This is a genomic window from Azospirillum agricola, assembly GCF_020005195.1.
Taxonomy (GTDB): domain Bacteria; phylum Pseudomonadota; class Alphaproteobacteria; order Azospirillales; family Azospirillaceae; genus Azospirillum; species Azospirillum agricola.
The window spans coordinates 458,588-480,791 of sequence record NZ_JAIFZR010000004.1 but is presented as its reverse complement, the minus strand read 5'-3'; the positions used below and the strand labels follow the sequence as shown (position 1 = coordinate 480,791).

General features: G+C 69.3%; 18 protein-coding genes. 4 read left to right on the top strand and 14 right to left on the bottom strand.

Annotated elements, in window-relative coordinates:
- Positions 1-160 precede the first annotated feature (160 nt).
- From ilvD to JN22_RS11060, 3 genes are all read right to left on the bottom strand, one after another.
- Entirely contained in the window at positions 161-2,026 is a 1,866-nt protein-coding gene (gene ilvD / locus JN22_RS11070) for a dihydroxy-acid dehydratase (RefSeq protein WP_085553984.1), read from the bottom strand.
- A gap of 376 nt (positions 2,027-2,402) precedes the next feature.
- Entirely contained in the window at positions 2,403-2,774 is a 372-nt protein-coding gene (locus JN22_RS11065; protein WP_085553983.1) for a DUF2934 domain-containing protein, read from the bottom strand.
- 88 nt (positions 2,775-2,862) lie between these two features.
- The gene (locus tag JN22_RS11060; protein WP_085553982.1) at positions 2,863-4,026 is read right to left on the bottom strand and encodes an HflX-like GTP-binding protein; all 1,164 of its coding nucleotides are present in this window, start codon (positions 4,024-4,026) and stop codon (positions 2,863-2,865) included.
- A 265-nt stretch (positions 4,027-4,291) separates the two neighbouring features.
- On the opposite strand from JN22_RS11060, the gene JN22_RS11055 reads away from it, so the two are divergent.
- Entirely contained in the window at positions 4,292-5,806 is a 1,515-nt protein-coding gene (locus tag JN22_RS11055) for a hypothetical protein (protein ID WP_223677678.1), read from the top strand.
- Positions 5,807-5,846: 40 nt separating this feature from the next.
- Here the strand turns inward: JN22_RS11055 and JN22_RS11050 are convergent, their stop codons facing one another.
- From JN22_RS11050 to JN22_RS11035, 4 genes are all read right to left on the bottom strand, one after another.
- The gene (locus JN22_RS11050; protein WP_085553980.1) at positions 5,847-6,788 is read right to left on the bottom strand and encodes a glycosyltransferase family 9 protein; all 942 of its coding nucleotides are present in this window, start codon (positions 6,786-6,788) and stop codon (positions 5,847-5,849) included.
- Complete coding sequence (locus tag JN22_RS11045; protein ID WP_085553979.1) at positions 6,785-8,026, bottom strand: O-antigen ligase family protein; 1,242 nt, start codon at positions 8,024-8,026, stop codon at positions 6,785-6,787. Before JN22_RS11045 ends, JN22_RS11050 begins: the two co-directional genes overlap by 4 nt.
- A 175-nt stretch (positions 8,027-8,201) precedes the next feature.
- On the bottom strand, positions 8,202-8,492 hold the full coding sequence (locus tag JN22_RS11040) for a GNAT family N-acetyltransferase (protein ID WP_085553978.1): 291 nt from the start codon (positions 8,490-8,492) through the stop codon (positions 8,202-8,204).
- 5 nt (positions 8,493-8,497) lie between these two features.
- On the bottom strand, positions 8,498-9,256 hold the full coding sequence (locus JN22_RS11035; protein WP_085553977.1) for an RluA family pseudouridine synthase: 759 nt from the start codon (positions 9,254-9,256) through the stop codon (positions 8,498-8,500).
- Between the two features lie 347 nt (positions 9,257-9,603).
- On the opposite strand from JN22_RS11035, the gene galU reads away from it, so the two are divergent.
- The 3 genes from galU (at position 9,604) to pgmG (ending at position 13,394) form a co-directional block, all read left to right on the top strand.
- On the top strand, positions 9,604-10,473 hold the full coding sequence (gene galU / locus JN22_RS11030) for a UTP--glucose-1-phosphate uridylyltransferase GalU (RefSeq protein ID WP_085553976.1): 870 nt from the start codon (positions 9,604-9,606) through the stop codon (positions 10,471-10,473).
- 129 nt (positions 10,474-10,602) lie between these two features.
- Complete coding sequence (locus JN22_RS11025) at positions 10,603-11,922, top strand: UDP-glucose dehydrogenase family protein (RefSeq protein WP_085553975.1); 1,320 nt, start codon at positions 10,603-10,605, stop codon at positions 11,920-11,922.
- A gap of 71 nt (positions 11,923-11,993) precedes the next feature.
- Positions 11,994-13,394, top strand: coding sequence for a phosphoglucomutase/phosphomannomutase PgmG (pgmG, locus tag JN22_RS11020; protein ID WP_085553974.1), 1,401 nt, complete (start codon positions 11,994-11,996; stop codon positions 13,392-13,394).
- 143 nt (positions 13,395-13,537) lie between these two features.
- Here pgmG and JN22_RS11015 read toward each other — a convergent pair whose 3' ends face one another.
- The 7 genes from JN22_RS11015 to JN22_RS10985 all read right to left on the bottom strand — a co-directional run bounded on the left by JN22_RS11015 (position 13,538) and on the right by JN22_RS10985 (position 22,170).
- Positions 13,538-14,620, bottom strand: coding sequence for an amino acid ABC transporter substrate-binding protein (locus JN22_RS11015; RefSeq protein ID WP_223677677.1), 1,083 nt, complete (start codon positions 14,618-14,620; stop codon positions 13,538-13,540).
- A 20-nt stretch (positions 14,621-14,640) separates the two neighbouring features.
- On the bottom strand, positions 14,641-16,845 hold the full coding sequence (locus tag JN22_RS11010; protein ID WP_085553973.1) for a methyl-accepting chemotaxis protein: 2,205 nt from the start codon (positions 16,843-16,845) through the stop codon (positions 14,641-14,643).
- 397 nt (positions 16,846-17,242) lie between these two features.
- Positions 17,243-17,950: a response regulator gene (locus JN22_RS11005; protein WP_085553972.1), complete on the bottom strand. Its 708-nt coding sequence runs from the start codon at positions 17,948-17,950 to the stop codon at positions 17,243-17,245.
- A 38-nt stretch (positions 17,951-17,988) separates the two neighbouring features.
- The gene (locus JN22_RS11000; protein WP_085553971.1) at positions 17,989-18,729 is read right to left on the bottom strand and encodes an amino acid ABC transporter ATP-binding protein; all 741 of its coding nucleotides are present in this window, start codon (positions 18,727-18,729) and stop codon (positions 17,989-17,991) included.
- Between the two features lie 22 nt (positions 18,730-18,751).
- Positions 18,752-19,900, bottom strand: a complete 1,149-nt coding sequence (locus JN22_RS10995; RefSeq protein WP_085553970.1) for an amino acid ABC transporter permease — start codon at positions 19,898-19,900, stop codon at positions 18,752-18,754.
- On the bottom strand, positions 19,897-21,054 hold the full coding sequence (locus tag JN22_RS10990; protein ID WP_085553969.1) for an amino acid ABC transporter permease: 1,158 nt from the start codon (positions 21,052-21,054) through the stop codon (positions 19,897-19,899). Before JN22_RS10990 ends, JN22_RS10995 begins: the two co-directional genes overlap by 4 nt.
- Positions 21,055-21,138: 84 nt before the next feature.
- Complete coding sequence (locus JN22_RS10985) at positions 21,139-22,170, bottom strand: amino acid ABC transporter substrate-binding protein (protein WP_085553968.1); 1,032 nt, start codon at positions 22,168-22,170, stop codon at positions 21,139-21,141.
- Positions 22,171-22,204 lie beyond the last annotated feature (34 nt).

Here is a 22,204-nt window from a genome sequence, read left to right as displayed (position 1 = left end):
CATTTTGCCATTTGTGGATATCCAAGCGAGGCATTTGAGATTCTTTTTCGCCTCAGACCGGCAATGCATACGCGAGTATGGGAGGCTGAACAAAAAAGAAGCGCCACGTCCAGACGTGGCGCTTCTTTCCTTCCCGGCGAGAGCGTGTGCAGGGGCGCCGTCAGCGACGGACGGCGATGCCCTCGACCTGCGAGACGTCGCGAACGGCGCCACGGTCGGCGCTGGTGGTCAGGGCCGCGTAGGCGCGCAGGGCGGGGGACACCACACGGTCGCGGGCCGCCGGCTTCCAACCGTCCGCTCCCTTGGCGTTCATCGCGTCGCGGCGGCGCTGGAGCTCCTCGTCGCTGACCGCGAGACGGATGATCCGGTTGGGGATGTCGATCTCGACGCGGTCGCCTTCCTCGACCAGGCCGATGGCGCCGCCGCCCGCCGCCTCCGGCGAGACGTGGCCGATCGACAGGCCCGAGGTGCCGCCGGAGAAGCGGCCGTCGGTGACCAGCGCGCAGGCCTTGCCCAGCCCCTTCGACTTCAGATAGCTGGTCGGGTACAGCATCTCCTGCATGCCGGGGCCGCCGCGCGGGCCCTCGTAGCGGATGATGACGACGTCGCCGGCCTTCACCGTGTCGCCGAGGATGCCGGCGACCGCGTCGTCCTGGCTTTCGAACACGCGGGCCGGACCGGCGAAGACGAGATTGGAGGCGTCGACGCCCGCCGTCTTCACGATGCACCCCTTCTCGGCGATGTTGCCGAACAGCACGGCGAGGCCGCCGTCCTGGCTGAACGCCTTGTCGGCCTTGCGGATGACACCGGCTTCACGGTCGAGGTCGAGCTCCGGCCAGCGGCGCTCCTGGCTGAAGGGCACCACGGTCGGGATGCCGCCGGGGGCGGCCTTGTAAAGGGTGTGGACCGCGGGATCCTGGGTGCGCACCACATCCCAGCGGTCGATCGCCTCGCCCAGCGTCGGGGCGTGGACGGTCGGGACCGAACGGTGGAGCAGGCCGGCGCGGTCCAGCTCGCCGAGGATGCCGAAGATGCCGCCGGCGCGGTGCACGTCCTCGATGTGGACGTCGGAGACGGCGGGCGCCACCTTGCAGACGTTGGGAACGTGGCGCGACAGCCGGTCGATGTCGGCCATCGTGAAGTCGACCTCGCCTTCCTGAGCGGCGGCCAGGATGTGCAGGACGGTGTTGGTCGAGCCGCCCATGGCGATGTCGAGCGTCATCGCGTTCTCGAAGGCTTCCTTGGTGGCGATGCCGCGCGGCAGGGCGGTCGCGTCCTCCTCCTGGTACCAGCGGCGGCAGAGGTCGACCGCCATGCGACCGGCGGCGAGGAACAGCTCCTTGCGGTCGGCGTGGGTGGCCAGGATGGTGCCGTTGCCGGGCAGCGACAGGCCGAGCGCCTCGGTCAGGCAGTTCATCGAATTGGCGGTGAACATGCCGGAGCAGGAGCCGCAGGTCGGGCAGGAGCCGCGCTCCATCTCCGCCGCCTCCTCGTCGGACACGGTCGGATCGGCGGCGGCGACCATGGCGTCGATCAGGTCGACGGCCTTGGTCTTTCCGCGCCAGTTGACCTTGCCGGCCTCCATCGGGCCGCCCGACACGAAGATCGCCGGGATGTTCAGCCGCATCGCCGCCATCAGCATGCCGGGCGTGATCTTGTCGCAGTTTGAGATGCAGACCAGCGCGTCGGCGCAATGGGCGTTCGCCATGTACTCGACCGCGTCGGCGATCAGCTCGCGCGAGGGCAGGCTGTAGAGCATGCCGCTGTGGCCCATGGCGATTCCGTCGTCGACGGCGATGGTGTTGAACTCCTTGGCGACGCCGCCGGCCTTCTCGATCTCGCGGGCGACGAGCTGGCCCAGATCCTTCAGATGGACGTGCCCCGGTACGAATTGGGTGAAGGAGTTCGCGATGGCGATGATCGGCTTGCCGAAGTCACCGTCCTTCATGCCGGTCGCCCGCCACAGTCCGCGGGCGCCCGCCATGTTGCGGCCGTGGGTGGAGGTGCGGGAACGGTAATGCGGCATGGATTTTGTCCTCGACTGGTCGCGCGGATGCGGATTGGCGAAAGGATGGAACGAAACAGGTGGGCACCTTAGCAATCTCCTGTCGCGCTTTCCAGAGCCGCGAAGGACGCGTAGGCCAGCCATGCACACCGCACCAACCGCCGAGCGATACGCGCGCCCATCGACACGCGAATCGCCCGCAAGCACCCCGAAACCATGCCGCAATCCGGTGGACGCGCCGGTCGCCTCGGCGGGAAAGCTCCCGGAGCAGGCCCGAAGCGCCGCGCCGGCCCCTGGAGCGGATCATGTAAAACCGGAATCGGTTTGGAGCGTGAATCCGCTCGTCATCAAAAGGCTAAAGTTTCGTGCGTTTCTTATTAAACGCACGAAACTTTAGCTAGCGTGCCGCCGCCCCCTTGCCATTGTCCTTGCGCGACCCACGGGCCGCCTTCGGCTCGGCCGGCTTGCCGGCCGCGGCGGATTTCGCCGCCGGGGGCTTGTCGCCCTTCGGCGCCGCCTTGCCCGCCGCCTTCGTACCGGCGGCCACCGCCGACAATCCCTCGGCAGCGGCGCGGGTGCCCTTGGCGGCAGCCTTGCGGGAAGGCTTCCCAGCCGCGCCGCCGGACGTGCCGGCGCCGTCCTCGGCGCGGATCTCCGCTTCGGCCTGCGCCCAATGCTCGTCATGGCGGCCGTCCGGATGGCCCTCGCGCTCCCAGATTTCGTGGGCACGACGGCTGATACGCTCCTGAATATCCTGGGGATCGCTCATTGTTTCCTGCTCCTCGGCCAGAATCGCTTTGTGACAGCTTCCCGCCGACGTTGAGAAGCCGCTCCTATGGGGCACCCCGAATGACCGGTCACGCCGGCACCGGCCCCTTCTCGTCGAGGACCGGAGCCCGCGCATCCAGCCGGCGCTCGATCGAGCCGGCCAGTTCCTCCATGCCCATGCCGGTGGCCGCGGAGACCAGGAGGCTTTCACCGGCCTTAGCATCCAGCATCCGCAAGGCGAGCGCGGCCCGCGCGGTGCCCGCCAGGCGGTCGGCCTTGGTGAACACCTCCAGCAGCCGGGGGTCGTTCACCGGATCGATGCCGAGGTCGCGCAGCAGCGCGTCCACGGCCATGGCCCGCGCAGCCTGCTCCGGATCGGTGGCATCCCGCACATGCAGGATCAGGTCGGCCTCGCGCACCGCGTCGAACGTGGCGGCGAAGGCGGTGACCGCGCCATGCGGCAGATCGGCCAGAACGGGCACGCCCGTGACGAGATCGACGGTCAGGCCCGAAGGAAGCGACAGCCCGACCGCCGCGCCCGGCGCGGGGCGGCCGGACAGCCGGGCCAGCAGGGTCGAGACGCCGGCACCGGCATAGCCGACCAGCGCGACGGACGGGATGCCGGCCGCCTTGCGCCGCTCCCGGATCCGGGCGTTGCGCTGGCGGAGGTCGTCCAGACCGCGCTTCAGGCCGGCGATCCGCTCGGTCAGCAGGCGCCGGTGGCTTTCCAGCAACACGTCGCCGGGCACCCCGCCCGAGGTGGTCTGGAAACCCAGCCCGTCCCATCGCTTCTCCGGGCGGCTCCAGCAACGGACCAACCGCCCACGCTGGAAACGGAGGATGGCGAGGTCGGCCTGCATCCGCGCTTCGGCGTCGGCGCCCTGGGATTCCCCCAGCGCTTCAAGGATCAGACCGCATCGGTCCAGAACCTTGACGAGGCAGCCGCGCTCCAGCGTGCGCTGCTGCAAGGCGGTCAGCGGATGGTCGACCACCAGCAGGTCGGCGTGGAACGCCTCAACCAGCCCGCCGAGACGCTCCAGGCCCGGACGGCCGAACAGGGAATTGGCCTTCGGCTGCTCCAGGGAAACCGTTTCCGCGTGCAGCACCGCGGCCCCGATGCCACGGGTCAGCCGCACCGCCTCGTCCAGGCGCGCGGCTGGGGCGGGGGCAACCCGGTCGGCGGTCAGGATGGGGGTCACGACCAGCGCCCGGGCAACGGGTGCCGTGGGATCGGTTTCGGAAAACAGCGTCATGGGGTCTTCCCGGCTCTCTGGAAACGGCCGCGCGCCTTCAGGCGTCCGGATGGTACGGCGTGTGCGGGCGGCGCCTTATCAACAGAGCGCCTTCGGACACGGTTCCCAAGGGGACCGGACTCGTGTCACAACCCGGCGCTGCCGCCGACCGGATCAGAGCCCGACCATGCCGCCCGCCCCATCCCGTCCCTCACCGTTCCTTCGCCTTTCGCAAGCCCCCTGGTGGACCCTGTGCGCCGGCATCGCGACGGCCATTGCGCTTTCGGTGCTGATTTTCGGATTCCGGCTGCCCTACTGGATGCACGCCGACCAGGATCTGGTCCTGGTCTATCACGGGCTTCTGTTCGGCGACGGCTTGCCGCAGGAATATTTCGACCATCCGGGATACGGCTATTTCCTGGTCGTCGATGCCTGGTTCCAAGCGCTGCACGCGCTGGGGCTGCTGCCCATCGCCACGCTGTCGGCCTTGCCGCCCGCCAGCGATGCCGCCGCCACGGCGGCGGCCTGGCAGCATCTGGTCGAGGCCGGGCGGGCGCTGTCGATCGTGCTGGTCGCCCTGTTTGCCGTCGTCTACGCGACGCTGGTCCGCAGCCTCGTCGGCGACCGGCGGGTGGCCTTGCTGGCCGGGATCGTGATGGCGTTCGGAGTCGGGCTGACGGCGCAGGGCCGGCAGATGCGGACCGATCTGCTCTCCGCCGGTCTGGTCGTCACCGCCCTGCTGCTGGTGCTGGTCGCGGTGCGGCGTCCGCCGGGAGGAAAGCCGGTCCTGCTGCTCGGACTCGCCGGGCTGCTGGCCGGGCTGGCGATGGTCACCAAGGTGCAGGCGGTGTTCCTGGCGCTGGGCATTCCGGTCGCGGCCCTGCTGTTCGGGCAGCGGTTCGAGCACACCGACCGGGCGCGGGGTTCCCGGTCTCCGTGGGCTCTGGCCGCCGTAACGGCACTCCTGGCGGCCGCCGCCCTGGTTCCGGCTCTCGCGCTCGTCGCCGAGGGCATCGCCGGCTGGGGACAGGCCCTTTACCCCTACAAGCCGGTGGGCGGCGGTCTGTCCGGGCATTACCAGGGGCTGGTCGCCGGCTGGATCCTGCTGGGCATGGCGGTGGTCGCCACGGTCCGGCGGGTGCCGCCGGCCCACGCCGTGACGGCGGCGGCGGCGGTCCTGCTCGGGCTGGCGCTGGGGCTTCTGGCGCTCGACCTCCGCTACAACGCTCAGAACGTCATCGCCGTCGCCAACTTCGTCGAGCACATGTTCGTCTTCACCAGCTGGCGCCACGCCACCGCGTTGCAGGGACAGGAGCAGGTGGTGGGCGAGGGGCTGCTGACGCTGCTGCTGTCCGGGGTCGGCCGGACTCTGGCGATCCGCACCATCGTCCTGCATCCCGACAACATCCCGCAGACGATCATCGTCGAATGGTTTGCCCTGGCGGGCGCCGTGGCGCTGTGGCGGCGCGGCGAGCGGCTGGCCGCCGTCCAGGCTCTGTTCCTGCTGCTGGTCGCCTGGGGGCTGGAGGCGCTGTTCTCGCTGCGCGGCTTCCAGCGCGCCTACGCCGCCTACACCGACCCGCTGGCGATCCTGTCGGCGGCCTGGGTGCTGGCGCGGATGCCCGAGCTTCTCGACCGCACCCGGTCGCGGCGCGCCATCCTCGGCGGGGTGGCGCTGGTGGTCGTCGCGGCGCACGCCTGGCCGATCATCGAGAGCCGCCGCCTGCCCAACCCAGCGACCCATTGCGAGTGGATTCCCACCTACATGCCACGGGTCGGGCCGTTCCCCTTCTGCCGCTGACCGGACCGCAACGGGCAGGAATAAAGCGTCGCGGGGCCGTTCAGCCCCGCACGCGATCCAGCGCGGCCAGCACGCCGGCGCTGTCCATCTCGGCGAAGTCCGGCCGCCGGTGCATGACCACGCGCGGCCCCGAGGACTGGGTCGGCCCCGACGCGTTGGAATAGACGGCCACGGTCGGACACCCGACCGCGGCGATCAGCTGGGTCGGGCCGGTGTCGTTTCCCACCGCCCCCCAGGCCCGGCGCGCCAGCCCGCCCAGTTCGGGAACACTGGTCCGGCCGGTCAGATCCACGGTCTTGGGACAGGCTTCGGCGATGGAGCGGGCCAATTCGGATTCGATCCCGGTGCCAACGACCACCGGCGTCACCCCCCGCTCCGCCAGGGCGGTCGCCACCTCGGCGTAGCGGCGCACCGGCCAGCGCTTGTCGGGCCGGCCGGGCGATGAGCCGGGAACCAGCAGGGCAAAGGGCGCGGCGATGCCGAAATGGCCGATGTCGGCATCGAGCCAGGACAGGTCCGGCACCGGATCGGGCACGATGCCGAAGGGCGCCAGTTGCCGGGCGTAGCGTTCGACGGCGGCAACCCGCCGACGGCCCTCGTAGCGGTCGGGGTGCGAGGCTCCGCGCGCCGTGCCCGACCATTCGGGCCATGGGCCGGGAAACAGCAGCGGGAAATAGCGGTTGGTGCGGGACTGCGATTGCAGATCGTAGACACGGTCGAAGCGCCCGGCGCGCAGGATCCGCCGGACCGCCAGATAGGCCGCCAGCGAGCGCTCGCGCGGATCCTCCAGGACCTCGTCGAACAGGCCGCTGAGCCGGGCGAGAGGGGCCAGCGACGGCAGGGTCATGAGCGACAGATGGTCGGTCGCGTGGTGGCGCCGGATCGCCGCGAAAGCCGTCTGCGCCAGGAAGAAATCGCCGAAGGCCCCCAGCTTGATGACGAGGATGCGGCGGGGCCGGGCAGGGGGGGCGGCAGGGATCATCGCTCGTCCGCCGGAACGCGGGCGGCCAGCCGCAGCACCAGACCGGCGGCGAGGAAGCCGGCCATCCACCACGCCTGCCAGATGCCGTAGGCGGTGCTGCCCATCGCCAGCGCCGTCGCGAACAGCGCCAGCGCGAAGGGTTGGTCGCGCTCGGCCATGCGCCCGGTCCCGGCCAGAAGCATCAGGGTCGCGCCCAGCGCCAGCGCGGCCCCGGCCCCTCCCAGTTCCAGCCAGACCTGGAGGAAGGCGTTGTGCGGGTGCAGCGGCAGCAGGCTCTCGCCGATCTCCACGAAGCGGGACACCTCGCCCTGTGGCGTCAGCGCGCGGGAGGAATCGATCCCCTGACCGAGAAGAGGGGTTTGGAGCGCACGGTTCGCCGCCAGTCCCCAGATCTCGATCCGGTGCCGGGCGGAATGGAACAGCCAGTCCGCTCCTTCCAGGTTCAGGACACGGTCGAGGAACAGGGCCACCGGAACGACGGCGACGAAGGCGAAGGCCAGGATGGCCCCCAGCGCCTGCCGGGCGCGGCGGGCCGACCAGCAGGCCAGGGCGAAGGTGGCGATGCCGACGGCGATGCCGAGAATGGCCGAACGGCTGGTCAGCGGCAGACAGACCAGCGCGTAGGCCACCGGCACCAGCAGGGCGGCGGCGCGATGCCCGGCCCGGTCGACGACCAGCGCGGCCGGCCAGACCAGCAGGCAGAGCAGGGCGGCGGTGCGCTTGGGGACGTTGCTGTAGACGAGGTGGATGAGCTCCTCGTCGGGAATCGCGTTCCACCACCGATGCAGCGGGAAATCCAGCAGCGCCTCGACGCCGAACACGGCGACACCAGCCAGGAAGCCGGCAAGGAACAGGCCGGCGAGCCGCCGCGCCTCCACCCCCGGCATCTGCGACACCCAGGCTCCGCCGGCCAGGGCGCCCAACGCGATGTAGGCGATCTCCAACACCGTGACGCCGTCGCGTCCGGACGGGCTCCACAAGGTCGACAGCAGAGCCAGCAACAGAAAGGCGCCGACCACGGCGACCGCCGGCAGGGAGCGCGCCATCCGGCCCAGCGCGCGGCGGCGGGCCAGACCCGCCAGGGCGATGACGGTGAAGAGAATGGCCCACACCGGCAGGCCGCGCGGCGCCAGGGCCGCGAGCGGGCCGAGCAGACCGGCGACCGTTCCGGCCGCCGCCGCGAGCGCCGCATCGGGCAGGCCGGTCGAGGAATCGTGACGCGACGAGGAGATGGCCATGGGCTCAACGGGACAGCGAGGACCGGCGGCGACTTAACAGAAGTCCCGGCTTGAAAGCAACCGGCACCGCCCGCCGCCGGTGCGGACGCGGCCGGTCCGGACACAGGGGCCTCCGGGCGAAGCCGCCACAGGCGCGCGTCTGGAGCTTCCGCAAAACAGCCTGACGCCGTTCCGTTCAGGCCAGCAGGTCGGCGTGCTGCTTGTGCCGCTGAATCCACAGCGCGGCGTAGCTGCACACCGGCACCACCTTCAGCCCCTCCGCCCGCGCCTGTCCCATGACGCCCTCCATCAGCCGCCCGGCGGCACCGGTGCCGCGCAGCGACGGCGGCGCCTCGACGTAGGAGATCAGCAGGGTGCCGCCACTGCGCCGGTAGTCGGCGAAGACGGTCTGTCCGCCGACGGCCAACTCAAAACGGTTCTTCGCCCGGTTGTCGGAAAACGGTTCGCCGGAAAACGATTCGCTCATGGCCCTCATCCCGTGACGATGCCCAGGGCGGCCGGCTCCGTGCCGCCCGTCTCCGCATCGTAACACGCGGTTTCGGGATTTGGACCGGGGCTACCCCAACCGCATCCGGCCAGCGCATCGCGCATATGCTCCGGCGGCGGGGCCACCGCCGTGACCCTGGGGTATTGCAGCCCGAGCTGGAAGGACACCGAACGGGCCAGCAGATGCAGGTTGCCGAAGGGCAGCCGCTCCGGCCCGTAGAAGGGCTCGCCGGTCAACGGGCAGCCGATCGCCGCGCAATGGACGCGGATCTGGTGGGTGCGCCCGGTGCGCGGCGTCAGTTCCAGCCAGGAGCGGCCGTTGCCGGTGCCGAGCACGCGGTACTCGGTGACGGCGGGCTGGCCGGTCGGGTCGGGCAGGATGGTCCAGGCGCCGGGAACGTTGCGCTTCAGCAGCGGCAGGTCGATGATTCCGCTCGGCCGGTCGGGGATGCCGTCGGCGACGCCCCAATAGGTCTTCTCCACATGGCCGGCGGCGAACATCTGGCCCAGCCGCTTCAGCGCCCACAGCGTGCGCCCGAGGATCAGGCAGCCGGCGGTGTCGCGGTCCAGCCGGTGCGCCAGCTTCGGCGGCACGCCATCGGCGTCGGCGAGCGCCGGCAGATAGAGTTCGAGATGGTCGACGATCTTGCCGGCCTTGTGGACGGCCAGTCCGGCGGGCTTGTCGATGACATAGAGCCAGGGATCCTCGTAGAGGACGCGGGCGCGCAGCGAGTCGGGGGTCATGGCCGCACCATGGCCGCGCCGCGCCCGCGAGGCAAGCGCCAAGCCGCCCCGCCCCGGCCGGGCGGCCGTGTGACAAGGTTGGGGCGGCACGGTGTCGCGGCGGCCGGCGCCTACCCCAAACGATCGGGGTAGAAACCCTGCAACGGCGCGACGTTCGACCGGACCCCCGGCCGATCGGCCGGTCCTAGTATCGACGGGCAAGCCATCTAGCCTTTTGTCCGGCCCCGGAAGGTTTGTTGCGCGGCCCCGGAAGGCGTGGCAGAAAGCCCATCGGAATGGCCGCGCTTCCGGCGTGGCGGTTTCTTCCCATGTCTTGCCTTTCTCGCCTCAACCACAAGAGACTTCCTATGCGGAAACCCGTGCGCAAGGTGGTGTTCCCCGTCGCCGGTCTCGGCACGCGCTTCCTGCCGGCCACCAAGGCGATCCCGAAGGAGATGCTGCCCCTGGTCGACCGGCCGCTGCTGCAGCACGCCGTCGAGGAGGCCCGCGCGGCCGGCATCGAGGATTTCGTGTTCGTCACCGGCCGCTCCAAGCGCGCCATCGAGGACCATTTCGACGCCGACACCGAGCTGAACCGCACCCTGGAAGAGCGCGGCAAGGCCGACGCCCTGGAGGAGGTGCGCCACAGCGAGATCGCGCCCGGCCGCTGCTTCTACACCCGCCAGCAGGTTCCGCTCGGCCTCGGCCACGCCGTGTGGTGCGCCCGCGCCCTGATCGGCAACGACCCCTTCGCCATCGTGCTGCCCGACGATTTCGTCCAGGGCGACACCCCCTGCCTGAAGCAGATGGTCGAGGCCTATGAGGAAGTCGGCGGCAACATCGTCGCCGTGGTCGACGTGCCGCGCGAACGCACCAGCAGCTACGGCATCCTGGACGTCGAGAAGGACGACGGCCGCCTCGCCACCGTGCGCGGCCTCGTCGAGAAGCCCAAGCCGGAGGACGCCCCCTCGACCCTGTCGATCATCGGCCGCTACATCCTCCAGCCGGAGATCTTCGACCATCTGGAGCTGCAACAGCGCGGCGCCGGCAACGAGATCCAGCTCACCGACGCCATGGCGAAGCTGATCGGCAACCAGCCCTTCCACGGGCTGCGCTTCGAGGGCACGCGCTTCGACTGCGGCGACAAGGTCGGCTTCATCGAGGCGACCCTCGCCCATGCGCTGAAGCGGCCGGACATGGCCGACAAGGTGCGCGAGATGCTGCGCAAATATTGCTGACCGGCCGGCGGAATTGACGTCATGCAGCCCGCCGCCGTCCCTTGACCGGGGATGGCGGCGGGTTTGCCTGTTTCGGGGACTGGCCGGCGGGGGAAGCCGGCCGATGTGAGAGAGCACAGGGGATACACGATGCGGATAGCGATGATTGGCACGGGCTATGTCGGCCTGGTGTCGGGCGCCTGCTTCTCGGAATTCGGCGTCCACGTCACCTGCGTCGACAAGGACGCCGGCAAGATCGAGCGGCTGAGGCGCGGCGAGATCCCGATCTACGAGCCGGGCCTCGACGATCTGGTCGCCCGCAACGTCGCCGCCGGACGCCTGTCCTTCACGCTCGACCTCAAGGAGGCGATGCAGGGCGTCGACGCCGTCTTCATCGCGGTCGGCACCCCGTCCCGGCGCGGCGACGGCCACGCCGACCTCTCCTACGTCTATGGCGCCGCCGAGGAGATCGCGGCCAACCTCGACCACTACACCGTGGTCGTGACCAAATCGACGGTCCCGGTCGGCACCGGCCGCGAGGTCGAGGCGATCATCCGCCGCGTCCGCCCCGACGCCGACTTCGACGTCGCCTCCAACCCGGAGTTCCTGCGCGAGGGCTCGGCGATCGGCGACTTCATGCGGCCCGACCGCGTCGTCATCGGCGCCACCTCGGACCGCGCGGGCGAGGTGATGCGCCGGCTCTACCGGCCGCTCTACCTGATCGAGACGCCGATCGTCGTCACCTCGCTGGAGACGGCGGAGCTGACGAAATACGCGGCCAACACCTTCCTGGCGGCCAAGATCACCTTCATCAACGAGATCGCCGATCTGTGCGAGAAGGTCGGCGCCAACGTCCACGACGTGGCGCGCGGCATCGGGCTGGACGGGCGCATCGGCAAGAAGTTCCTGCACCCCGGCCCCGGCTATGGCGGGTCCTGCTTCCCCAAGGATACGCTGGCGCTGGTCCGCACCGCCCAGCAGGTCGGCAGCCCGTTGCGCATCATCGAGACGGTGGTCGACATCAACGACAAGCGCAAGAAGCAGATGGCCGAGCGCATCGTCACGGCCTGCGGCGGCAGCGTGGCCGGCAAGACGGTGGCGGTGCTGGGCGTCGCCTTCAAGCCGAACACCGACGACATGCGCGACAGCCCGTCGCTCGACATCGTTCCGGCGCTGATCGCGGCCGGCGCCACGGTGCGCGCCTACGACCCGGCGGCGATGCACGAGGCCGAAAAGCTGCTGCCCGGCGTCGAATGGTCCAAGGACGCCTACGGCACCTTGGAGGGCGCGGATTGCGTCGCCATCTTGACGGAATGGAACGAGTTCCGCGCGCTCGACCTGCGCCGCGTCAAGGCTCTGCTGAAGGCGCCGGTGATGGTCGATCTGCGCAACATCTACAATCCCGAAGACATGGCGCAAGCCGGCTTCGTCTACACATCGATCGGCCGGCCCACGCCGGCCAAGGCCTGACGGCCGGCCAAGATTTGATTTTCTGAGCGGTTGGGTTCGAGACGGCGTCCAAACGGAAGGACAAGAAGAACATGAGCGAAGCCCACACTTTCCATCCCACCGTGCTGCGCGAGTACGACATCCGCGGCATCGTCGGCAAGACGCTCAACCCGGCCGACGCCCGCGCGGTCGGCCGTTCCTTCGGCACCGTGGTGGTGCGCGGCGGCGGCAAGACCGTCTGCGTCGGCTATGACGGCCGCCTCTCCTCCCCGGCGTTGGAAGAGGCGCTGGTCGAGGGTCTGGTCTCCACCGGCCTGCACGTCCTGCGCATCGGGCTCGGGCCCACGCCGATGCTGTACTTCGCCACCCGCGACCGCGAGGCGGCGGCCGGCATCATGATCACCGGCTCGCACAACCCGCCGGACTACAACGGCATCAAGATGATGCTGGGCAAGGGGCCGGTCTACGGCCAGCAAATCCTCGAGCTCGGCACCATGGCCGCCAAGGCCGACTGGGCGACGGGCGAGGGCTCGTCGGAGACGATCGACGTCCAGGACGAGTATGTCGCGCGCCTGCTGAAGGACTATGACGGCACCCGCGACCTGACCATCGCCTGGGACGCCGGCAACGGCGCCGCCGGCGAGATCCTGCGCCGCCTGACCGCCAAGCTGCCGGGCAAGCACGTCCTGCTGTTCGACGACATCGACGGCAACTTCCCCAACCACCACCCGGATCCGACCGTCGAGGCCAACCTCGTCGACCTGAAGAAGGCGGTGGCCGAGCATGGCTGCGACCTCGGCATCGGCTTCGACGGCGACGGCGACCGCATCGGCGCCATCGACCACCAGGGCCGCGTGGTGTGGGGCGACCAGCTCGTCGCGCTCTACGCCGCCGACGTGCTGAAAAGCCACCCCGGCGCCACCATCATCGCCGACGTCAAGGCCAGCCAGGCCCTGTTCGACGAGATCGCCAAGCATGGCGGCACCCCGCTGATGTGGAAGACCGGCCACTCGCTGCTGAAGGCCAAGATGGCGGAAACCGGATCGCCGCTGGCCGGCGAGATGTCGGGCCACATCTTCTTCGCCGACAAGTGGTACGGCTTCGACGACGCGCTCTATTGCGGCGTGCGTCTGGCCGGTCTGGTCAGCAAGCTGGGCACGACCCTGGCGGCGCTGCGCGACGGCCTGCCCGACATGGTCAACACCCCGGAGACCCGCTTCCAGATCGACGAGGAGCGCAAGTTCGCCGTCGTCGACGAGGTCAAGGCGCGGGTCAAGGCGTCGGGCGCCAAGGTCAACGACATCGACGGCGTCCGCGTGACGACCGAGGATGGCTGGTGGCTGCTGCGCGCGTCCAACACCCAGGACGTGCTGGTCGCCCGCGCCGAGGCCTTCAGCCAGGAAGGCCTGGAGCGCCTGAAGGGGGCGCTGATCGAGCAATTGAAGGCGTCCGGACTGTCGGCCCCGTCCTTCGACGGCGGCGGCCACCACTGACGGTTGCTTCGCGTATCCCCTCTCCCCCCTGGGGAGAGGGTTAGGGTGAGGGGGATGCGTCCGCCGGACTGATTTCGGCTGCGCTGCCCCCTCATCCCGACCTTCCTCCCGGAGGGGAGAAGGAGAAGCTTCGAAAGTTTGGATTACCGGAACGGTGGCGCGTAGAGCATTCCGCCGCGCACCCACGGGCGGTTCAGCCCGCGTTCCATGCCGTAGGGCTCGCCCAGGTTGCGCTCGAAAATCTCGCCGTAATTGCCGACCTGCGCCAGCACCTGAAGCGCCCAGTCGTCGGGCAGCCCCAGCGCCTTGGCGGCGTTTCCGCCGTGGCCCAGCATGCGGTGAAGCTCCGGGTCGTCGGGCATCCGCCCGGCCTGCACGTCGGCGGCGGTGACGCCCCTGGCCTCCGCCAGGATCGTCGCGTGGATCACCCAGCGGCCGATGTCGTACCAGTTGCGGTCGCCCCGCACGACGTAGGGGGTCAGCGGCTCGCGCGAGATGACGTCCGGGTAGATGTGGACGTTCAGCCCGGCCTTGCGGTAGCCGGCCAGCGAGGTCACCAGCACCGTGCGGTCGGTGGTCAGCAGCCCGCATTCATGCGCCAGGAACGCCTGCAAGGCCTCGTCGAAGGTCTTGAAGGTTCGGATCGTCCAGGGCCGGTCGGTCTGCCGGATGTGGTCCTGCAAATTGCGCTCGGTGGTGGTCGAGGATTTCACGCAGACCGTCTGCGCTCCCAACCGCTCCAGCGGCGCAACCGGACCGTCGGCGAGGATGGCGAAGCCCTGCCCGTCGTAGAGCAGCGGCAGAAGGAATTCGACGTCGAAAGACACGTCCCGGCTGAAGGTCCAGGTCGTCGTCGTCAGCGCGATGTCGACCTCGTGCTTCTCCACCGCGTCGAACTCCTGCGGCTTGTCGGGGAGGCGGACGACGCGGATCGCCTGCGCGTTGCCCAGCGTCGCGGCGGCGTAGGCCCGGCAGAAATCCACCAGGAAGCCGTCGAGATGGCCCTGCGGATCGGTGAAGGAAATGCCGCTGAGGCCGCTGCGCAGGCCGCAGACCACCATCCCACGGTTGCGGATGCGCTCCAGCGTCTCGCCGTCCTCGGCGCGGGCGCCGGCCGTGGCGAAGACGCTCCCGGCCAGCAGAGCCAGCGTCGCGACGGCGCAAAAACGCCGTCCCCAGTCCCCCATCCGCATCGCCGACCCGCCCATGCCCCTCGCCAACGGCACGCGGATGCCGCGCCCGCCGGTCAGGCCGCCTGCTGGGCGCGCAGCGTGCCGAGCAGACTATGCAGCGAACCCGCTTCCTCGGCCAGCCTGTTCGCCGTCTCGGTCAAGGTGCCGGCGATGCCGCCGGTCCGCGCCGCCTGCCCGCTCACCTCCTCGATGATCGCCGCGACCTCGCCGGAGGTGGCGGCGATCTCGCCGACGCGCGCCTTGATGTCGGACGAGGAGGCGGTCTGCCGCGCCACCGCCTCGCCGATCAGGTCCTGCACCGTGCTGATGCGCTCCACCGCACCGGAGAGGCGGGCGAAGCTGCCGACCGTGCCCTGGATGCTGCCGTTGATGGCGCCGACCGAGCCGGCGATCTGCACCGTGGCGTTGGCCGTCTCCTCGGCCAGCTTCTTGACCTCGGCGGCGACCACCGCGAAGCCGCGCCCGGCCTCGCCGGCCACCGCCGCCTCGATGGTGGCGTTCAGCGCCAGCAGCTTGGTCTGGTGGGCGATGCCGGTGATGACGTCGACGATCCTGCGGATCTGGTCGGTGTTCTCGCCGAGCTGCTCGACCACGCCGCGCGCGGCGGTCAGTTCGCCGATGGTGGTGGCGACGACGTCCGCCGCCTCGTGGGCGAGGCCCGACACGGTGCCGATGGTGGTCATCAGCGTCTCGGCGCTGCCGTTGCAGGTGGCCGCGCTGCGGTTGCTCCCGGCGACGAAGCTGCCGGCGCTGACCGTGCTGTCGATGGTGCTGGCCGATTGCTGGCGCAGCGCGTCGGCCAGGGTGCGGAGCTGCCCGGACTGCCGCGCCACGCCCGAGGCGACCTGATGGACGTCCTCGATGAGCTGGCGGGCCAGGGCCGCGGAGCGGACCTGCTCGGTCACGTCGGTCCAGGACAGGGTCTTGCCCAGCACGTTGCCCTGGTCGTCGCGCACGCTGTCGACATGCGCCTCGACCGTCGTGTCGCCGACCAGCAGGGTGCGGCGGGGGATCGGCGGGCGGGCCGGATCGGCGCATTCGGCGGCGAAGCCCGGCCCCTGCGCCAGCAGGTCGGCCGAGGTCTCGTCGATGCCATGGCTGCGGCAGAAGTCCTGCGCCGCCGGGTTGACGAAACCGACGCTGCCGTCGGTGCGCAGCAGCGCGGTCGGCACCGGGCTGGAATCGACCATGCGCTTCATCAGCAGAACCTGCTCGACGCTGCCGCGCAGGCGGCGAAGCGCCGCGCCCATGACGCCCAGTTCGTCGCGGCCGGTGCGGGGAATTTCGATGGACAGGTCGCCGGCGGCGATCTGCTCCATGGCGCGGGCGAACTTGCGCAGGTTGGTGAAGACCGCCATGCGCAGCAGCGCCGCCGCCGCCACCGAGACGGCGAGCGCGAACAGCGCCACCATCTTGATCGCCTCGTCGCGAAGATGCTCGACGTTGCCGACGAATTCCCCGATGTCTCGGGAAATCTCGGCGGTCGCCCAGGGCAGGCCGCCGTCGCCACCGATGAGGACGCTGGTCGTGGAAATCTGCGCGTCGGCCGAGGGCGGCGTGCCGCTTTTCGATTCATACAGGACGTTGCCGGTGGCGTCCTTGAAACGGATGTCGGCGTTCAGCACGGCGCCGAGCGTCGACAGGCCGGGCAGGGGGTCGGTCACCACCTCCAGGAAGCCCAGCACGCGGAAACCGCCGATCGGCATGATCATGCTGAACAAGGGCCGCCCCTGCTCGTTGCGCCACAGCAGGGCGGCGGGGCGGCGCCTGTCGGCCAGCTCGCGGCCCTTCAGCGCCTCGAACAGGGCGGGGACCGTCGCGATCGTGTCCCTGGGCGTGCCGCCGGTTTCCGCCACCCGCTTCATGTCCGCGTCGAAGACGCCGACGGAGACCAGCCTGACCTCGCGGTCGACGACGATCGGCCGGGCCGAGATGTTCTTCAGCGCCAGCGTCGCCTTGGCGAACTCCTTCTGGCTGACGCTGTCGACGAGGAAACCGTCACGGCTCCATTCGTTGGCGTGGCCCTGGAGCCATTCCGTGTAGTTCTTGCGGATGCGGTCGTTGACCAGCACGCCGAGCGTCGCGGCGCCGCTGCTGTCGAAGGTCGCCACCGCGAAATCGGTGTAGCGTTGCGACACCCAGGCCTGGCTGCCGAACAGGGCCGCCACCAGCACGCCGACCACCGACACCATGGCCCGCCGCAGGGTCCAGAACCGGAAGCGCGCCCCGGACTCGTCCATGTTCGCGAATCTCTTCATGCCCAAACCCCTCGCCGCCGCCGCACGGTCTGCTGGATTGCAACATGGTCATCATCGCTACGTCTCTTGAACGGTTTAGCGTCTATATGTGAACAGACTGTGACGTTTCGTCGGTATTTGATGCGAAAGATCACAGCCAGTCACAGTCCGGCTCCAGATCCTGCTGAATAAATTTCAAAGATTGGTCACGCCTCAGCTGAAAAAATCGGAATCCGGACAACGCTCGGTTCCGATTTGTCTGCAATCCGGGCAGAATTTGGCGCCTTCTGCATAAAAATAAGCCACGGAGACGGTGGGAAATGTTTTCCCCGTGTCTCCGTGGCCCAGGCTGCCGAGCGCGTGGCCGCCGCTTGGAACGCTTGCGGCGGGGGAGGTGGCCCGGGGTCTCTCGGAGCGGTCAGGCGCCCTGAGTCACGTCCCCGGCAAACAGATAGCCGGTGCCGTGCACGGTGATGATCAGGCGCGGGTCGGCCGGGTCGGTCTCGATCAGGCGGCGCAGACGGCGCACCAGGCTGTCGATGGTGCGGTCGGTGGCGTCCGACTTGCGCCGGGTCGTCGCCGTCAGCAGGTAATCCCGGTTCATCACCCGGCCGGGGTTGCAGACGAAGGTCGACAGCAGCTCGAACTCCGCGCTGGTCAGCCGCACCGGCTGGTCCTGCGGATCGGTCAGCCGCATGCGGTCGAGGAACAGGGTCCAGCCGGAAAAGCAGCGCCGCCGGTCGTCGCGCGGGCTGCCGGGCGCCTTCAGGCGGCGCAGCAGGTTGCGCACGCGGGCCAGGATCTCGCGCGGCTCGAAGGGTTTGGCGATGTAGTCGTCCGCCCCCATCTCCAGCCCGATGATGCGGTCCAGCTTCTCGGCCCGGCTGCTGACCAGGATGATGCCGATCTCCGACACCGCGCGCAGTTCGCGGGTCAGCGTCAGCCCGTCCTGGCGCGGCAGCCGGATGTCCAGCAGCACCAGATCGATCGTCTCGGCGGCGAGAAGCGTCTTCAGCTCCTCCGCGCTTCCGGCCAGCCGGACGGTGAAGCCCTCGTCCGTCAGGTAGGACTTCAGCGTCTCGCGCGTGACCGCGTCGTCGTCGGTGATGGCAATGGTCGCCGCCATGCGCGGGACTCCTTACGCCCTGAACCGTCCGCCCGTCCTCAATGCTCCAGAATCTGGCCGAGGAACTGGCGGGTCCGTTCGCTTTTCGGGTTCTCGAAGAATTCGGCCGGCGACCCGCTCTCGATGATCGAGCCCTCGGCCATGAAGACGATAGAATCGGCGACCGAGCGGGCAAAGCCCATTTCATGGGTGACGCAGACCATCGTCATGCCCTCGTTCGCCAGCTCGATCATGACGTCGAGCACTTCCTTGACCATCTCGGGGTCGAGCGCCGAGGTCGGCTCGTCGAACAGCATGATCTCCGGCTTCATGCACAGCGCGCGGGCGATGGCGACGCGCTGCTGCTGGCCGCCGGAGAGCTGGCCGGGGAACTTGTGCGCCTGGTCCGGGATGCGGACGCGGCGCAGGTACATCATGGCGATCTCCTCGATCTCGGACTTCGCCATGCCGCGCACCCAGATCGGGGCGAGGGTGAGATTCTGCAACACGGTCAGGTGCGGGAACAGGTTGAAGTTCTGGAACACCATGCCGACCTGCTTGCGGACCTTCTCGACCGACTTCACGTCGTCGGTCAGCTCGGTGCCGTTGACGATGATGTGGCCGGTCTGGTGCGCCTCGAGCCGGTTGATGCAGCGGATCATCGTCGACTTGCCCGAGCCCGACGGGCCGCAGACGACGACCTTCTCGCCCTTGCCGATGGTCAGGCTGACGTCGCGCAGCGCGTGGTAGCTGTTGTACCACTTGCCGACCTTGCGGAGTTCGATGATGGCGTTGGACATTGCGGGTCTCCGAAAAGGCCGGTCAGCGGCGGTTGTAGCGGTTCGCCATGCGCTCCAGCCACTGGCTGTAGCGGGACATGCTGAAGCAGAAGATCCAGAACACCAGCCCGGCGAAGACATAGACCTCGGCGAAGAAGGGGCGCCATTCGGGGTCGGTGGTCGCCACGGTCGCGGCGGTCAGCAGGTCGTAGAGGCCGACGATGGTGACCAGCGAGGTGTCCTTGAAGCAGGAGATGAACTGGTTGACGATCGGCGGGATGACGATGCGCAGCGCCTGCGGCAGGACGATCAGCCAGGTCTTCTGCCAATAGCCGAGGCCGAGCGCGTCGGCCGCCTCATACTGCCCCCGGGGGATCGCCTGCAACCCGCCGCGCACGGCCTCGGCCAGATAGGCGGCGGTGAACAGCGTCAGCCCGGCCAGCGCGCGCAGCAGCTTGTCGATGGTGACGCCTTCGGGCAGGAAGAGCGGGAACATCACCGAGGCCATGAACAGCACGCTGACCAGCGGCACGCCGCGCATCAGCTCGATGAAGCCGACGCAGATGCTGCGGATCGCCGGCAGCGACGACTGGCGGCCGAGCGCCAGCAGGATCGACAGCGGGAAGGCGAGCGCGATGGCGAAGACCGACAGCATCAGCGTGATCGGCAGCCCGCCCCACTTGTCGTTGGGGACATGGGTCAGCCCCAGCACGCCGCCCCACATCAACACGCCCATGCCGACCAGCACCAGCGCCCAGGCGCCGACCAGCCAGGGCCGCCAGAAGGCGCGCACGCCGCTGACGCCCAGCATCGCCACGAACAGGCCGCAGGCCAGGAAGGGGCGCCACTGCTCATCAAAGGGGTAGGTGCCGAAGAAGATCAGCCGGTGCTTGACCACGATGACCGACCAGCAGGCGCCGACGGCCTCGCGGCACGCCTCCGACGAGCCGGTCCAGGTGGCGTCGAGCAGCACCCAGCTCACGACCGGCGGCACGGCAAACCACAGGATGACGAGGCAGACCAGGGTCAGGAGCGTGTTCAGCTTGCTGTTGAACAGGTTGTCCTTGGCCCAGCCGAAGGGCTTCAGCGCCGTCATGCCGCCGGGCGAAGGCGGAACCCCGGCCTGCGAGGGTTCCTCCTCGTAGGAGGCGGCCCAGGCGGCGGACGGTTGGGAGGGGTTGTCCTTGGTCATCGCGTCACCAGAGCCACTTTGCGGTTGTACCAGTTCATGAAGCCGGCGATGGCCAGGCTGATGACGAGATAGACGACCATCATCATCGCCACCGCCTCCACCACTTGGCCGGTCTGGTTGGCCGAGGTGTTGGTGACGCTGACCAGATCCGGATAGCCGATGGCGACGGCCAGCGAGCTGTTCTTGGTCAGGTTCAGGTATTGGCTGGTCAGCGGCGGCACGATCACCCGCAGCGCCTGCGGCAGGATGATCAGGCGCAGGATCTTCGCCGGGCTGAGGCCGAGCGCCAGACCGGCCTCCGTCTGGCCATGCGGCACGGCGAGGATGCCCGAGCGCACGATCTCGGCGATGAAGCCGGCGGTGTAGACCGACAGGCCGATCAGCAGCGCGGTGAATTCCGGCGAGACCGAGGAACCGCCCTCGAAGTTGAAGCCGGCCATCACCGGCACGTCGAAGGCGAAGGGGGCGCCGCTGGCGAGGAACACCGCGACCGGCGGCAGGACGATGGAGGCCAGCGCCGCGGGCAGGGTGGGGAAGGGCTTGCCGGTCGCCTCGCGATGGCGGCGGCCGTAGCGCACCACGGCGATGGCCCCGGCGATGCCGAGGAGAAGCGCCAGGAAGGCCCAGCCATGGCCGGCGTGCTCGACGAAGACCGGGTATTTCAGGCCGCGGTTGCTGAGGAAGATGTGCGGCAGCACCTCGATCGCCTCGCGCGGGCTCGGCAGCCGGTTCATGATGGTGTACCAGACCACCAGTTGCAGCAGCAGCGGCACGTTGCGCACCGTCTCGACGAAGACGGCGGCGAAGCGGCCGACCATCCAGTTCGAGGACAGCCGCGCCACGCCGACGGCGACGCCGAGGATCGAGGCGAGGATCACCGCGCCGGCCGACACGGTCAGCGTGTTCAGCAGGCCGACGACCAGCGCCTTCAGATAGGTGTCGGAGGCGGCGTAGGTCAGCAGGCTCTCGCCGATCTCGAAGCCGGCCTCGCGCTCCAGGAAGCCGAAGCCGGTGGCGACGCCCCGTTTGCCGAGGTTGGTCAGGGTGTTGGAAACCAGATACCAGCCGACGGCCAGGGTGCCCGACACGAACAGCGCCTGGTACAGCCAGCCCCGCACGCGCGCGGAGTTCAGCGCTTGGACAAGTTTCGACATCTCACGCTCCGTACGGGGGGAGGGGAGGCGGCGGAGCCTTCCGCCAGGGAAGGCCCCACCGCCGGTTCCAGTCCTGTACCGGCGTTACTTCAGGGGCGGGGCGTACATCAGGCCGCCCTCGCTGTGCAGCGCGTTCTGGCCGCGCGGCATCTTCAGCTTGGAGCCCGAGCCGACGTTGCGCTCGTAGCTCTCGCCGTAGTTGCCGACCTGCTTCACGATGTTGTAGGCCCAGTTCTCCTCGACGCCGAGCGCCTTGCCGTTGCCGGCGGTGACGCCCAGCAGGCGCTTCACGTCCGGATCGGGCGAGGTCATGGCGGCGTCGACCGTCTGCGCGGTGATGCCCTTCTCCTCGGCCTGGACCATCGCGTAGAAGGCCCAGGTCACGAGGTTGGTCCATTCCTCGTCGCCCTGGCGGATGGCCGGCGACAGCGGCTCCTTGGAGATCAGCTCCGGCAGGATGAGGTAGTCGTTGGGGTTCGCCGTCTCGGCGGCGCGGATCGCGGCGAGCTGCGAGGCGTCGGAGGTCAGGGCGTCGCAACGGCCGGCGAAGAAGGCCTTGTGCAGCTCCTCGTTCTTCTCGATGACGACCGGCTTGAAGTTCATCTTGTTGGCGCGGAAGAAGTCGGCGACGTTCTGCTCCGTCGTCGTGCCGGGCAGCACGCAGATGGTGGCGCCGTTGAGCTGCTTGGCGCTCTTCAGCCCCAGCTTGGACGCCACCATGAAGCCCTGGCCGTCATAATAGTTGGTCGGCGCGAAGTTCAGGCCGTTGGCGGTGTCGCGGGTCAGGGTGCGGGTGGTGTTGCGGGCCAGCAGATCGACCTCGCCGGATTGCAGGGCGGGCAGGCGCTGCTGGGCCGACAGGGGCGTGTACTTGACCTTCTCGGCGTCGCCGAACATCGCGGCGGCGACGGCGCGGCAGACGTCGACGTCCAGGCCGGTCCACTTGCCCTTGTCGTCCGGCGCCGAGAAGCCGTACAGACCGAGGTTGACGCCGCACTGGACGTAGCCCTTCTGCTTGACGCCGTCGAAGGTGGCGCCGGCCTGCGCGGTGCCCGACAGGGCGAGCGGAAGAGTCACAACAGCCGCGAGAGCCGCCGCCTGGAGTTTGCTGATCACCGGAAATCTCCTTGCCTGGAACCCGCCCGGACCG

Excerpts from the sequence above, each read along its gene's own strand:
- ilvD (WP_085553984.1), bottom strand. The coding sequence starts at position 2,026 with ATGCCGCATTACCGTTCCCGCACCTCCACCCACGGCCGCAACATGGCG.
- JN22_RS11065 (WP_085553983.1), bottom strand. The coding sequence starts at position 2,774 with ATGAGCGATCCCCAGGATATTCAGGAGCGTATCAGCCGTCGTGCCCAC.
- JN22_RS11060 (WP_085553982.1), bottom strand. The coding sequence starts at position 4,026 with ATGACGCTGTTTTCCGAAACCGATCCCACGGCACCCGTTGCCCGGGCG.
- JN22_RS11050 (WP_085553980.1), bottom strand. The coding sequence starts at position 6,788 with ATGATCCCTGCCGCCCCCCCTGCCCGGCCCCGCCGCATCCTCGTCATC.
- JN22_RS11045 (WP_085553979.1), bottom strand. The coding sequence starts at position 8,026 with ATGGCCATCTCCTCGTCGCGTCACGATTCCTCGACCGGCCTGCCCGAT.
- JN22_RS11040 (WP_085553978.1), bottom strand. The coding sequence starts at position 8,492 with ATGAGCGAATCGTTTTCCGGCGAACCGTTTTCCGACAACCGGGCGAAG.
- JN22_RS11035 (WP_085553977.1), bottom strand. The coding sequence starts at position 9,256 with ATGACCCCCGACTCGCTGCGCGCCCGCGTCCTCTACGAGGATCCCTGG.
- galU (WP_085553976.1), top strand. The coding sequence starts at position 9,604 with ATGCGGAAACCCGTGCGCAAGGTGGTGTTCCCCGTCGCCGGTCTCGGC.
- JN22_RS11025 (WP_085553975.1), top strand. The coding sequence starts at position 10,603 with ATGCGGATAGCGATGATTGGCACGGGCTATGTCGGCCTGGTGTCGGGC.
- pgmG (WP_085553974.1), top strand. The coding sequence starts at position 11,994 with ATGAGCGAAGCCCACACTTTCCATCCCACCGTGCTGCGCGAGTACGAC.
- JN22_RS11010 (WP_085553973.1), bottom strand. The coding sequence starts at position 16,845 with ATGAAGAGATTCGCGAACATGGACGAGTCCGGGGCGCGCTTCCGGTTC.
- JN22_RS11005 (WP_085553972.1), bottom strand. The coding sequence starts at position 17,950 with ATGGCGGCGACCATTGCCATCACCGACGACGACGCGGTCACGCGCGAG.
- JN22_RS11000 (WP_085553971.1), bottom strand. The coding sequence starts at position 18,729 with ATGTCCAACGCCATCATCGAACTCCGCAAGGTCGGCAAGTGGTACAAC.
- JN22_RS10995 (WP_085553970.1), bottom strand. The coding sequence starts at position 19,900 with ATGACCAAGGACAACCCCTCCCAACCGTCCGCCGCCTGGGCCGCCTCC.
- JN22_RS10990 (WP_085553969.1), bottom strand. The coding sequence starts at position 21,054 with ATGTCGAAACTTGTCCAAGCGCTGAACTCCGCGCGCGTGCGGGGCTGG.